General features: G+C 65.7%; 11 protein-coding genes. 6 read left to right on the top strand and 5 right to left on the bottom strand.

Going from position 1 to position 13381, the window contains the following annotated elements; genetic code table 11:
- Positions 1–244 precede the first annotated feature (244 nt).
- Positions 245–2473 (top strand): NADP-dependent isocitrate dehydrogenase, encoded by a 2229-nt coding sequence (locus ABD05_RS02665; RefSeq protein WP_047898836.1) that lies wholly within the window; start codon positions 245–247, stop codon positions 2471–2473.
- Between the two features lie 123 nt (positions 2474–2596).
- On the opposite strand, the gene ABD05_RS02660 is transcribed toward ABD05_RS02665, so the two are convergent.
- Positions 2597–2821 carry a hypothetical protein gene (locus ABD05_RS02660; RefSeq protein ID WP_047898835.1) on the bottom strand — a complete coding sequence of 75 codons (225 nt, stop codon included), beginning with the start codon at positions 2819–2821 and terminating at the stop codon, positions 2597–2599.
- Between the two features lie 672 nt (positions 2822–3493).
- Here ABD05_RS02660 and ABD05_RS02655 point away from each other — a divergent pair.
- Positions 3494–5092, top strand: coding sequence for a multicopper oxidase family protein (locus ABD05_RS02655; RefSeq protein WP_047898834.1), 1599 nt, complete (start codon positions 3494–3496; stop codon positions 5090–5092).
- A 181-nt stretch (positions 5093–5273) separates the two neighbouring features.
- Here ABD05_RS02655 and ABD05_RS02650 read toward each other — a convergent pair whose 3' ends face one another.
- Positions 5274–5477, bottom strand: a complete 204-nt coding sequence (locus tag ABD05_RS02650) for a cold-shock protein (protein ID WP_006478030.1) — start codon at positions 5475–5477, stop codon at positions 5274–5276.
- Positions 5478–6020: 543 nt separating this feature from the next.
- On the opposite strand from ABD05_RS02650, the gene clpS reads away from it, so the two are divergent.
- The 4 genes from clpS to ABD05_RS02630 all read left to right on the top strand — a co-directional run bounded on the left by clpS (position 6021) and on the right by ABD05_RS02630 (position 11043).
- Positions 6021–6335, top strand: coding sequence for an ATP-dependent Clp protease adapter ClpS (gene clpS, locus ABD05_RS02645; RefSeq protein ID WP_006398529.1), 315 nt, complete (start codon positions 6021–6023; stop codon positions 6333–6335).
- The gene (gene clpA, locus ABD05_RS02640) at positions 6332–8632 is read left to right on the top strand and encodes an ATP-dependent Clp protease ATP-binding subunit ClpA (RefSeq protein ID WP_034178825.1); all 2301 of its coding nucleotides are present in this window, start codon (positions 6332–6334) and stop codon (positions 8630–8632) included. The genes clpS and clpA overlap by 4 nt, the downstream gene beginning before the upstream one ends.
- Before the next feature lie 103 nt (positions 8633–8735).
- Positions 8736–10115, top strand: coding sequence for an amino acid permease (locus tag ABD05_RS02635; RefSeq protein WP_047901044.1), 1380 nt, complete (start codon positions 8736–8738; stop codon positions 10113–10115).
- A 157-nt stretch (positions 10116–10272) separates the two neighbouring features.
- On the top strand, positions 10273–11043 hold the full coding sequence (locus ABD05_RS02630; protein ID WP_047898833.1) for a COG4705 family protein: 771 nt from the start codon (positions 10273–10275) through the stop codon (positions 11041–11043).
- Between the two features lie 54 nt (positions 11044–11097).
- Here the strand turns inward: ABD05_RS02630 and dut are convergent, their stop codons facing one another.
- The 3 genes from dut to lspA all read right to left on the bottom strand — a co-directional run bounded on the left by dut (position 11098) and on the right by lspA (position 13379).
- A complete protein-coding gene (gene dut / locus ABD05_RS02625; protein WP_047898832.1) occupies positions 11098–11544 on the bottom strand; it encodes a dUTP diphosphatase in 447 nt (148 codons plus the stop codon).
- Positions 11545–11599: 55 nt separating this feature from the next.
- Positions 11600–12811, bottom strand: coding sequence for a bifunctional phosphopantothenoylcysteine decarboxylase/phosphopantothenate--cysteine ligase CoaBC (gene coaBC / locus ABD05_RS02620; protein WP_047898831.1), 1212 nt, complete (start codon positions 12809–12811; stop codon positions 11600–11602).
- A 67-nt stretch (positions 12812–12878) separates the two neighbouring features.
- The gene (gene lspA, locus ABD05_RS02615; RefSeq protein ID WP_047898830.1) at positions 12879–13379 is read right to left on the bottom strand and encodes a signal peptidase II; all 501 of its coding nucleotides are present in this window, start codon (positions 13377–13379) and stop codon (positions 12879–12881) included.
- Between the last annotated feature and the right edge of the window lie 2 nt (positions 13380–13381).

Raw genomic sequence — 13381 nt, 5'->3', positions numbered from 1 at the left:
CCCCGGCGCCTACTGCCGGCGCCGGGGCGTTTCGTGGATGGCAGGTTTGTTGGCAGGGCGGTCCGGCATGCGGGCCGCGGCGCCGCGATGCGGCCCGGATGCCCTGCAAGGTAGAACATGACGGCCCTCGCAATACCACCGCCCGGCTGAGCCGGCGCGCTCCTTTCGCGACCGACCCGGTCGCTCCCCGCCGGTTACCGCCGGCGCTCCTCAGTCCAAATTTTCACGTAGCAACGCATCGACCATGTCCACTTCGCCCAAGATCATCTACACCCTCACCGACGAAGCGCCCGCGCTCGCGACCTATTCGCTGCTGCCGATCGTCAAGGCCTTCACGCGCTCGTCCGGCGTCGCCGTCGAAACGCGCGACATCTCGCTCGCCGGCCGCATCGTCGCGGCATTCGCAGACATCCTGCCGCCTGAGCAGAAGGGTTCCGACGATCTGGCCGAGCTGGGCCAGCTCACGCTGAAGCCGGAAGCGAACATCATCAAGCTGCCGAACATCAGCGCGTCGGTGCCGCAGCTCAAGGCCGCGATCGCCGAACTGCAGGCGCAGGGCTACAAGCTGCCGGCCTATCCGGAAGATCCGTCGACGGACGAAGAGAAGACCGTCAAGGCCCGCTACGACAAGATCAAGGGCAGCGCGGTGAACCCGGTGCTGCGCGAAGGCAACTCCGACCGCCGCGCGCCGCTGTCCGTCAAGAACTACGCACGCAAGCATCCGCACAAGATGGGCGCATGGCAGGCCACGTCGAAGGCGCACGTCGCGCACATGAGCGAAGGCGACTTCTACGGCAGCGAGAAGTCGGCGCTGATCGCCGATGCCGGCAGCGTGAAGATCGAACTCACGACGGCCGACGGCGCGAAGAAGGTCCTGAAGGAAAAGACGGCCGTGAAGGCCGGTGAAGTCATCGACGCATCGGTGATGAGCCGCAACGCGCTGCGCAGCTTCATCGAAGCGCAGATCGCCGACGCGAAGGCGCAGGGCGTGCTGTTCTCGGTGCACCTGAAGGCGACCATGATGAAGGTCTCCGATCCGATCCTGTTCGGCCATTTCGTGTCGGTGTTCTACCGCGACGCGCTCGCGAAGCACGCGGACGTGCTGGCGCAGGCCGGTTTCAACCCGAACAACGGGATCGGCGACCTGTACGCGCGCCTGAAGGACCTGCCGGCCGACACGCGCGAAGCGATCGAAGCCGACATCAAGGCCGAGTACGCAGTGCGCCCGCGCCTCGCGATGGTCAACTCGGACAAGGGCATCACGAACCTGCACGTGCCGAGCGACGTGATCGTCGACGCGTCGATGCCGGCGATGATCCGCGAGTCGGGCTGCATGTGGGGCCCGGACGGCGAACTGTACGACGCGAAGGCCGTGATTCCGGACCGCTGCTACGCGGGCGTCTACCAGGCCGTGATCGAGGACTGCAAGCAGCACGGCGCATTCGATCCGGTCACGATGGGCAGCGTGCCGAACGTCGGCCTGATGGCACAGGCGGCCGAAGAATACGGTTCGCACGACAAGACGTTCCAGATCCCGGCCGACGGCGTCGTGCGCGTCACCGATGAAGCCGGCAGCGTGCTGCTCGAGCATGCCGTTGAGTCGGGCGACATCTGGCGCATGTGCCAGACGAAGGACGCGCCGGTGCAGGACTGGGTCAAGCTCGCGGTGAACCGCGCCCGCGCGACCGGCGCACCGGCCGTGTTCTGGCTCGATCCGGCGCGCGCGCACGATGCGCAGATCATCGCGAAGGTCGAACGCTACCTGAAGGATCACGACACGAACGGCCTCGACATCCGCGTGCTGACGCCGGTCGAAGCGACGCGCTTCTCGCTCGAGCGCATCCGCGCGGGCAAGGACACGATATCGGTCACCGGCAACGTGCTGCGCGACTACCTGACCGACCTGTTCCCGATCATGGAACTCGGCACCAGCGCGAAGATGCTGTCGATCGTGCCGCTGATGGCCGGCGGCGGGATGTTCGAAACGGGTGCGGGCGGTTCCGCGCCGAAGCACGTGCAGCAGTTCGTCGAGGAAGGCTTCCTGCGCTGGGATTCGCTCGGCGAATTCCTCGCGCTGGCAGCGTCGCTCGAACACCTCGGCCACGCATACCAGAACCCGAAGGCGGTCGTGCTCGCGAAGACGCTCGACCAGGCGACCGGCAAGTTCCTGGACGAGAACAAGTCGCCGGCGCGCAAGGTCGGCGGCCTCGACAACCGCGGCAGCCACTTCTACCTGTGCCTGTACTGGGCACAGGCGCTTGCCGAGCAGACGGAGGACGCCGCGCTGAAGGCGCAGTTCGAAGGCGTGGCGAAGGCGCTGTCCGACAGCGAAGCGCGCATCCTGGAAGAACTGGCGGCTGCGCAGGGCAAGCCGCAGGCCATCGGCGGCTACTACCGTCCGAACGTCGACCTGACGAGCCAGGCGATGCGCCCGAGCGCGACGCTGAACGGCATCGTCGACGCGGTCGCCTGACGCCGGTCGCGCAATCGCGCGAGCCAATGCGTGTGCCGGCGCGGCGGGTTTTGCCGTCCGCCGCCCGACGCAAAAGGAAAACGCCCCGGACGCCCGGGGCGTTTTTCGTTGCAGGTTTGCCATTCAGACGTGAACGATTTCCCACTCGGCGATTTCGTGCGGCACCTCGAGCGTCGCCGTGTCCATTTCGGACAGTTGCGGGCAGTCGCCGCGGGAGATGTGGTCGGCTGCCACTTCGGGGCACGAGAACGCGCCGAGCAGGGCGTTGCCGAACGTCGCTTCCCAGCCGCCGTTACCCGGCAGGATGTAGAACGACCCGAGCGCTGAACCAAAGCGAAATCCCTTCATTTCCGTTCTCCCTTTCTGATTACAAGCGATTCTGTTGTGCCGCCCGCCGGCTCGGCCGGCTGTGGCCCGACTGGCTGCTTGCGGCTGGTTCCGTATCGAACGTCGTGGCGAAGCGTCAGTGCATGGAACAAAGTCTACGTCCGCGACCCGGCCGGATGGTGCGCGTAGAGCAGCTTCTCGAAACAAAAAATCCCATTTAAAAACAACGCATTATTTTTGTCGTTTTGTATTGCGGAACGATTTTTGGCATCGCGAAACAGGAAATTTGTGCCCTGCACCACGAATTTTTACAACGCAGGGACTTGTTCCGCATCGTGAAATATTGACGGTTTCGGGGGAGGAGGACGTGACGAGCGCCAATGCAGGGACGGACAGGCCGGTGCCGAGCGGTCGCCCGGAGGGCGTAATGGGAGCGGGTAAGCGGTGGTAGCGGTCGCCGGCGAAGGGCAGCGCATCGCGGATTGGCGCTTCCGTCGACGCGTGCCGAATCCGGCGCGACATCGCCGCGCACTGCGGCGTATCGCCGCCCGACCGGCGGCGGCACGCTTCGACAGGGGCCTGCGGTTATGATGACGCGGGCATCAGGTTTCGCGTCGCGCATCGGCATTCGAGCCGGCCGGCGCGGGCGTCGCGGCTGCCGCGCGACGCAGCATGGATAACGAGGAACGATTGATGATACGGAGAACCTTCCTGTCGCGCGCCATCGGTGTCGCGACCGCGTCGCTGTTCGCGCGCACGGCGTGGGCGCAGCATGCCGGTCATGCTGGAATGGCCGGCATGGATTCGATGGACGACATGCCCGGCATGTCAGGAATGTCGGCTCACGCGCAGCACGGCAAGCCCGCGCCGGCCGCGCTCGCGGCCGCCGACGCATTGCCGGCCGGCGCGCCGCTCGCGGCGTTGCGCACGCTCGCAAACGAAAGCCGCGAGCCCGGCACGTTCCGGGCCACGCTGGTGGCGCAGCCCGTTGCGCGGCCGGTGCTGCGCGGTGTGCGGCCGACCACGTTCTGGCAGTTCGGTGCGGGCACGCAAGGCCCCGTCGTCGGCCCGCTGATCGACGTGCGCGAGGGCGATACGGTCGAGATCAGGTTCGTGAACAAGCTGCCGCAGCCGTCGACGATCCACTGGCACGGCTTGCCCGTGCCGCCCGACCAGGACGGCAACCCGTCCGATCCCGTCGCACCTGGCGCGTCGCGCGTGTACCGCTTTACGCTGCCGAAGGGGAGCGCCGGCACCTACTGGTACCACCCGCATCCGCACATGATGACAGCCGAGCAGGTGTTTCGCGGGCTGGCCGGCCCGTTCGTCGTGCGCGCCGCGGACGATCCGCTCGCCGGCTGGCCCGAGCGCAACCTGTTCGTGTCGGACCTGAAGCTTGCGCGCGACGGCACGATTGCACCGAACGACATGATGGACTGGATGAACGGCCGTGAAGGTCAGTTCGTGCTGGTCAACGGCGCACGCCGGCCGCGGATCGACGTCGCCGGCGACGAACGCTGGCGCGTATGGAATGCGTGCAGCGCACGCTACCTGCGCGTCGCGTTCGACGACGGCCGCGCGTTCGAGCACGCGGGCACCGACGGCGGACTGTTCGACGCGCCGCGCCGCGTGACTTCGCTGCTGATCGCGCCGGGCGAGCGCGCGGAGCTACTGGTGCGCACCGGCGATCGCGCGTCGCGCGCGGTGCTGCAGGCGGCCGAATACGACCGCCGCAAGATGGCGATGTCGCACGACGACGGCCACGGCAGCCTGCCGCCCGATCCGGCGCTGGCGCTTGCCGATGTCGCGTTTGCGCCTGCCGAGGCGCGCGCGCTGCCCGCGACGCTGCGCGCGGTGCCGCCGCTGGGCGAACCGGTTGCGCACAAGACAGTCGCGTTCGGCGAAGAAATGGACATGGACGCGATGATGAAGGGCGCGGCACACGGCCGCCCGGCGGGCATGCGCTTCACGATCAACGGCGAGACCTACGCGCCGCACCGTGCGACGCTGACGAGCCGGCGCGGCGACGTCGAGCGTTGGGAGATCCGCAATGCCACCGACATGGACCATCCGTTCCACCTGCACGGCACGCAGTTCCAGGTGATCGAGCGCGCGTCGGGCGGCTCGCGCACGGCCGAACCGTTCCGCGCATGGCGCGATACCGTGAACGTGCGCAGCGACGAAACCGTGACGATTCTCGTCACACAAGACATGCCTGGCGAACGCATGTTTCATTGCCACATTCTCGAACACGAGGATCTCGGCATGATGGGCACGCTGAAGGTTGTGTAACGACGGCGCTAATGTGTTTCACATGCCGGATCAGTTTCCGATCTGCATGCGTGACAAGACAATACGTGTTCAATAATCGGGATTGAACGAAAAGGCCGGCCAATCGATAATCGATTGGCCGGCCTCAAAAAAAGAAACCCGGCGCAATGCGCCGGGTTTCTTCGTCCGATATCCGATGCCTTTATGCGGCCTGGATGTTCGACGCTTGCTTGCCCTTCGGTCCTTGAACGACGTCAAAGCTCACCTTCTGGCCTTCCTTCAGCGTCTTGAAGCCATTCATGGTGATAGCCGAGAAGTGAGCAAACAGATCCTCACCGCCCTCGTCGGGAGTGATGAAACCGAAGCCCTTCGCGTCGTTGAACCACTTAACGATACCAGTTGCCATACCTACTTCCCCTGTCACACAGTCGCTGCTACTTACCACGAGCACGCTCGAAAAGCTAAACGACCGGAAAATGCAGCCGTTCCCCCCTCACAAGCTCACCTCGGCCTCTTTCATTTCGCCAACCGGCAATTTGAAAAAAGTGCCAGCTTGATTGTTGGCGCTCTTTATTGGAGTGTCAAGTGGAATTTTTAGACGTATGGAGGGCCGTTGTAAAGAACCCATTTTCAGGGTTTTTCCGGCTTTGCTTCGCAGCATGCGGCCAAGCGCGGGGACTTGAAAAGCCGCATAATCGGCTCATATACCAGGCTCGAGTGACACGCGTTCGAGTCGTCCCGGCTTGTGGGATACTGGATGCGGATACGACGTTCCGGTGCGGTCCCCCTGACGGTTCGTGTTCCGCGCCACGCGTGAAAGCCGGCACCGCAGCCGGCTTTCGTATGGCGCGAAGACGATCGCGTGTTCCGGGATACCGGGGAGGGCGCCGGCCGGTCGGTCGGGTAATGGCAGGATTGCGGGCCTGTCCGAGTTGTTTAGAATGGGTGTATGGCGATTATCCCGGACAAGCAGGACAGTACCGTCCTGGAACGCAAGCAGCAGAAGCTCAAGCCGCCTTCGATGTACAAGGTGGTGCTGCTGAACGACGACTTCACGCCGATGGAGTTCGTCGTGATGGTGGTCCAGGAGTATTTCAAGAAGGATCGCGAGACGGCCACGCAGATCATGCTGAAGGTCCATCGCGAAGGGCGAGGAGTTTGTGGGGTCTATACGCGGGACATCGCGTCGACCAAGGTTGAGCAAGTCGTTACCCATGCGCGGCAGGCCGGGCATCCGCTGCAGTGCGTGATGGAGGAAGCATGATTGCCCAGGAATTGGAAGTCAGCCTGCACATGGCGTTCATGGAAGCACGCCAGGCGCGCCATGAGTTCATTACGGTCGAGCATCTGCTGCTGGCCCTGCTGGATAATCCGACGGCAGCCGAGGTGTTGCGCGCGTGCGCGGCAAACATCGAGGACCTGCGTCAGAACCTGCGCAATTTCATCCACGACAACACACCTACCGTCCCGGGCACCGACGATGTCGATACCCAGCCGACGCTCGGTTTCCAGCGCGTGATCCAGCGCGCGATCATGCACGTCCAGTCGACGTCGAACGGCAAGAAGGAAGTGACCGGCGCGAACGTGCTGGTCGCGATCTTCGGCGAGAAGGATTCGCACGCGGTGTACTACCTGCAGCAGCAGGGCGTCACGCGCCTCGACGTCGTGAACTTCATTTCGCACGGCATCGCGAAGACGAACAGCGGCGAAGCCGCGAAGTCGACCGACGCGAACGCGGAAAGCGAAGACGCGAATGCGCAGAAGGAAACGCCGCTCGCGCAGTTCACGCAGAACCTGAACCAGATGGCGAAGGACGGCCGCATCGATCCGCTGATCGGTCGCGAGCCCGAGGTCGAGCGCGTCGTGCAGGTGCTGTGCCGCCGCCGCAAGAACAATCCGCTGCTCGTCGGCGAGGCCGGCGTCGGCAAGACCGCGATCGCGGAAGGGCTCGCCTATCGCATTACGCGCGGCGAAGTGCCCGACATCCTCGCGAATGCGCAGGTCTACTCGCTCGACATGGGCGCGCTGCTCGCAGGCACCAAGTATCGCGGCGATTTCGAGCAGCGTCTGAAGACGGTGCTGAAGGAGCTCAAGGAGCGTCCGCACGCGATCCTGTTCATCGACGAAATCCATACGCTGATCGGCGCGGGCGCCGCGTCGGGCGGCACGCTCGATGCGTCGAACCTGCTGAAGCCGGCGCTGTCGTCGGGCACGCTCAAGTGCATCGGCGCGACCACGTTCACCGAGTATCGCGGCATCTTCGAGAAGGACGCGGCGCTGTCGCGGCGCTTCCAGAAGGTCGACGTGAGCGAGCCGACCGTCGAGCAGACGGTCGCGATCCTGCGCGGCCTGAAGTCGCGCTTCGAGGAACACCACGGCGTCAAGTATTCGTCGGGCGCGCTGTCGGCCGCGGCCGAACTGTCGGCGCGCTTCATCACCGACCGTCACCTGCCGGACAAGGCGATCGACGTGATCGACGAGGCGGGCGCCGCGCAGCGCATCCTGCCGAAGTCGAAGCAGAAGAAGACGATCGGCAAGAGCGAGATCGAGGAAATCATCTCGAAGATCGCGCGCGTGCCGCCGCAGAGCGTGTCGCAGGACGACCGCAGCAAGCTGCAGACGCTCGACCGCGACCTGAAGAGCGTCGTGTTCGGCCAGGATCCGGCGATCGACGCGCTGGCGGCATCGATCAAGATGGCGCGCGCGGGCCTCGGCAAGATGGACAAGCCGATCGGCGCGTTCCTGTTCTCCGGCCCGACGGGTGTCGGCAAGACCGAAGTGGCGCGCCAGCTCGCGTTCACGCTCGGCATCGAGCTGATCCGCTTCGACATGTCGGAGTACATGGAGCGTCATGCGGTGAGCCGCCTGATCGGCGCGCCGCCGGGCTATGTCGGGTTCGACCAGGGCGGGCTGCTGACCGAAGCCGTCACGAAGAAGCCGCATTGCGTGCTGCTGCTCGACGAAATCGAGAAGGCGCATCCGGACATCTACAACGTGCTGCTGCAGGTGATGGACCACGGCACGCTGACGGACAACAACGGCCGCAAGGCGGATTTCCGCAACGTCATCATCATCATGACGACGAACGCGGGCGCCGAGTCGATGCAGAAGGCGACGATCGGCTTCACGACGCGCCGCGAAACGGGCGACGAGATGACCGACATCAAGCGCCTGTTCACGCCGGAGTTCCGCAACCGCCTGGATTCGATCATCAGCTTCCGCTCGCTCGATGAGGAAATCATCATGCGCGTGGTCGACAAGTTCCTGATCCAGCTCGAGGAACAGCTGCACGAGAAGAAGGTCGACGCGCTGTTCACCGACGCGTTGCGCAAGCATCTCGCGAAGCACGGCTTCGACCCGCTGATGGGCGCGCGGCCGATGCAGCGGCTGATCCAGGACACGATCCGTCGCGCGCTGGCCGACGAACTGCTGTTCGGCAAGCTCGTCAACGGCGGTCACGTGACGGTCGACGTTGACGAAAACGACAAGGTGCAGTTGTCGTTCGACAAGCTGGCGAATCCGCCGCACAAGCCGAACGAAGAGACGGTCGAAGTCGAGTAAGCGATAATTCGTTGTTCATGCGAACGGCGCGGGAAGTTCTCCGCGCCGTTTCGTTTTATCCGGCGCCGGCGGCGCAATGGTGGTGCAGGGGAGTGGTAAGGCAGTGACACAACAACAACGGTCGTTCGACAACATCGTCGCGCGCGAACAAGGGTTGCGCCACGCGCTGACGTCGGGGCAGATGGCGATGATCGCGATCGGCGGCGCGATCGGCACGGGGTTGTTCCTCGGCAGCGGGTTCGCGATCGGGCTTGCCGGCCCGAGCGTGCTGGTCTCGTATGCGATCGGCGCGCTGATCGCGCTGCTGCTGATGGGTGCGCTCGCGGAAATGACCGTCGCGCATCCGACGGCCGGCTCGTTCGGCGCGTATGCCGAACACTACGTCGGCCCGCTCGCGGGCTTTCTGGTGCGTTATGCGTACTGGTTCGCGGTCGTGTTCGCGATCGGCACGGAGATCAGCGCGATCGCCGTGTTCATGAAGTACTGGTTCCCGGCCGTGCCCGGCTGGTACTGGGTGATCGGCTTCTCCGCGCTGCTGATCGCCGTGAACCTCGCGAGCGTCACGCTGTACGGCTCGGTCGAATACGCGTTCTCGCTGCTGAAGATCGCGGCGATCGTCGTGTTCATCGTGCTCGGCGCGTATTTCGTGTGGTCGGCGCCGGCCGCATCGGGCATCGGCTTCGCGAACTACACCGCGCACGGCGGTTTCATGCCGAAGGGGCCGTGGGGCACCTGGGTCGCGGTGATCGTCGCGATCTTCAGCTACATGAGCATCGAGGCCGTCGCAATTGCCGCGGGCGAAGCGCGCGATCCGCAGCACGCGGTCACGCGCGCGTTCCGCTCGACGGTGTTCCGGCTCGTGCTGTTCTACCTGCTGACGCTGTCGCTGATGCTCGCGATCGTGCCGTGGACCCAGGCCGGCACCGACGAAAGCCCGTTCGTGAAGGTGATGGCCGCGACGCACGTGCCGTACGCGGCGGGCGTGATCAACTTCGTGCTGCTGATCGCGGCGCTGTCGGCGATGAACAGCCAGCTCTACGTGACGACACGGATGATGTTCAGCCTGTCGCGCGCACGGCTCGCGCCGGCGGTGTTCGGCCGGCTCGGCACGAATGGCGTGCCGCGTGCGGCGCTGTGGATCTCGACGAGCGGCGTCGCGGTGGCGGCCGTGCTGGTTGCGCTGGCGCCCGACACGGCGTTCACCGTGATGATGGCGATCGCGATGTTCGGCGCACTGCTCACCTGGCTGATGATCTTCGTCACGCACCTGCGCTTCCGTTCGCAGTATCGCGGCCCCGCGCTCGCGTTCCGGATGTGGGGGCACCCGTTCGGCAGCCTGCTCGGCGCGGGGCTCGTCGCGGCGATCCTGTTCACGACCGCGTTCACTCGCGAATTCCGGATGACGATGGTGGTCGGCATCGTGTTCGTCGTGCTGCTGACGCTCGCGTATGCGCTGCACTACCGGCACCAGCACGCGCGCTGACGGTGCCAGCGCGGCCGCCCACGGCCGCGCCTGCCGGCCATCCCGATCTTCACGTTCGCTAAGGTTCCGTTAAGCCGGCGGCGACTAACATTCGATCCTGTCCGCGATGCGAGCCGGTACGCGCCGGCTCGCCGCTTTCCTGTAAAAAGGGGTTCGAATGAACAAACTTCCCGAAATCACGCTTGCGTTCTGGATCATGAAGATCTGCGCGACGACGCTCGGCGAAACCGGCGGCGACCTGCTGTCGATGACGCTGAACGTCGGCTACGCGGTGAGCTCGATCATGCTGTTCGGTTTCTTCCTCGTGACGCTGGGTGCGCAGCTCAAGACGACGCGCTATCGCCCGGCGATCTACTGGGCCGTGATCGTCGCGACGAGCACGGCCGGCACGACGATGTCCGACTTCATGGACCGCACGCTCGGCCTCGGTTATGCCGCCGGCTCGTCGATCCTCGTCGCGATCCTGCTGGCGATCTTCGCGGTCTGGCGGCTCAGCGGCGAATCGCTGTCGGTCGACCTGATCCGCACGCGCAAGGTCGAGCTGCTGTACTGGATCGCGATCCTGTTCTCGAACACGCTCGGCACCGCGCTCGGCGATTTTCTCGCGGACAGCTCGGGGCTCGGTTTCGGCGGCGGCGCGCTGCTGATCGGCGGGCTGCTTGCGGCGATCGTGCTCGCGCACTATTTCACGCGGATCTCCGGCGTGTTGCTGTTCTGGGCCGCGTTCGTGCTCACGCGTCCGTTCGGCGCGACGGTCGGCGACCTGCTGACGAAGCCGGTCGCGAAGGGCGGGCTCGCGCTCGGTACGGTCGGCTCGTCGGCCGTGCTGCTCGGCGTGCTGGTCGCGTTGGTGATCTATGCGAGCATCGCACAGGCACGGCGACGCGAACCGGTACCCGCTCGGATCGCGCAGCCGGTCAGCGAATGACGGCGAACGGAAAAAGAAAAGGGGCCGCGAGGCCCCTTTTTTGCGTTGCGTCGTTCAGTGACGGCCAGTGCTGCCGAAGCCGCCTGCGCCGCGATCGCTTTCCGCGAAGTCGTCGACGATGTTGAACTGCGCCTGCACGACCGGCACGATCACGAGTTGTGCGAGCCGCTCGAACGGGTTCAGCACGAACTCGGTCTGGCCGCGATTCCACGTCGAGACTATCAACTGGCCCTGGTAGTCGGAGTCGATCAGGCCGACGAGGTTGCCGAGCACGATGCCGTGCTTGTGGCCGAGGCCCGAGCGCGGCAGGATCAGCGCCGCATAGCCGGGGTCGGCGAGGTGGATCGCAAGGCCGGTCGGCACGAGCGTCGTTTCGCCCGGCTGCAGCGTGACCGGCGCGTCGAGGCACGCGCGCAGGTCGAGGCCCGCGCTGCCGGTGGTCGCGTAGGCGGGCAGGTAGTCGCGCATGCGCGCGTCGAGAATCTTCAGGTCGAGTTTCATGCGGTCGTCGAATCGGTCGGGAAAGGCGCGGCGGCGCAGACCGCCGCGCGGGAGATCAGATCAGGCGGTTGTCGGGCAGGCGCTTCGCGATTTCCGCGACGAGCGCATGCGCGAGTTCGTCCTTCGGCGCGCGCGGCAGGCGCGTGAGGCCGGCGGCCTCGAACAGCACGACTTCGTTGTCGTCGCGGCCGAACGTCAGCGGCCCGAGGTTGCCGACGAGCAGCGGCACGTTCTTGCGTTTGCGCTTCTCGTCGCCGTGCACGTCGAGATCGCCGCTTTCGGCCGCGAACCCGACGCAGAACGGCGGATCGGGCAGCGCCGCGACCGATGCGAGGATGTCGGGGTTCTCGACGAATGCGAGCGCCGGCATCTTGCGGTCGGCGGTCTTCTTCATCTTGTGCTCGGCCGGCTGTTCGACGCGCCAGTCGGCGACCGCGGCCACCGCGATGAAAATGTCGGCATCGGTGACGGCATGCATTACCGCGTCGTACATCTGCTGCGCGGTCTGCACGTCCTGGCGGTACACGCCCCATGGCGTGTCGAGCGCGACCGGCCCGGCGACGAGATGTACGTCGGCGCCGGCCTGCTGCGCGGCGCGCGCGAGCGCGAAGCCCATCTTGCCGCTCGAGCGGTTCGTGAGGCCGCGCACCGGGTCGAGCGGCTCGAACGTCGGGCCGGCCGTGATCAGCACGCGCCGATGCGCGAGCACCTTCGGCGCGAAATGCGCGACGATCGCTTCATAGATCGCCTCGGGCTCGAGCATGCGGCCGTCGCCGACTTCGCCGCACGCCTGCGCGCCCGAATCCGGGCCGAGCACCGACACGCCGTCCGCGCGCAGTTGCGCGACGTTGCGCTGCGTGGCCGGGTTTTGCCACATCTGGCGGTTCATCGCGGGAACGACGAGCAACGGACAGTCGCGCGCGACGCACAGCGTCGACAGCAGGTCGTCCGCGAACCCGTGCGCGAGCTTCGCGATGAAATCCGTCGACGCGGGCGCGATCACGATCGCGTCGGCTTCGCGCGACAGGTCGATGTGCGCCATGTTGTTGTCGATGCGCGCGTCCCACTGGCTCGTATAGACGGGCCGGCCCGACAGCGCCTGCATCGTGACGGGCGTGATGAATTGCGTGGCGGCTTCGGTCATCGCGACCTGCACGGTCGCGCCGGCCTTCGTGAGGAGCCGGGTGAGCTCGGCGATCTTGTAGCAGGCGATGCCGCCCGTCAGGCCGAGAACGAGGTGTTTTCCTGCGAGTTCTGCGTGTGCCAACTCAGGCCTCCAAGGGTCAAACGGGACGGCCGGCGCGAGGCCGGCCGTCGACGCCGAGTATGCGCGCTTAGCGCGAGCCGCGCACGCGACGCAGTTCGTCGTAGATCAGCAGCACCGCGCCGACCGTGATCGCGGAATCGGCGAGGTTGAACGCCGGGAAGTGCCAGGCGCCGAGGTGGAAATCGAGAAAGTCGATCACGTGACCGTACACGAGCCGGTCGATCACGTTGCCGAGCGCGCCGCCGAGGATCAGCGCGAGCGACACGCTGAACAGCCGCTGGTGGCCGTGGCGCTTCAGCAGGAAGCAGATCACGAGCGTCGCGCCGATGCCGAGCGCGGTGAACGCCCAGCGCTGCCAGCCGCTCGCGGTCGACAGGAAGCCGAATGCGGCGCCGCGGTTGTACACCAGCACCAGGTTGAAGAACGACGTCAGCGCATGCTGCGCGCCATACGCGAACGTTTTCAGGATCGCGATCTTCGACAGTTGATCGAACAGGATCACGATCAGCGAAATGCCGAGCCAGGGCGCAAGCGCGCCGCTGGCCGGTTTCGACAGGGTTTTCGCCATAT

It is taken from the genome of Burkholderia pyrrocinia, assembly GCF_001028665.1.
In the GTDB taxonomy this organism is placed as follows: domain Bacteria; phylum Pseudomonadota; class Gammaproteobacteria; order Burkholderiales; family Burkholderiaceae; genus Burkholderia; species Burkholderia pyrrocinia.
The sequence above is the reverse complement of the archived record's forward strand: the minus strand, read 5'-3'. Positions and strand labels throughout refer to the sequence as shown.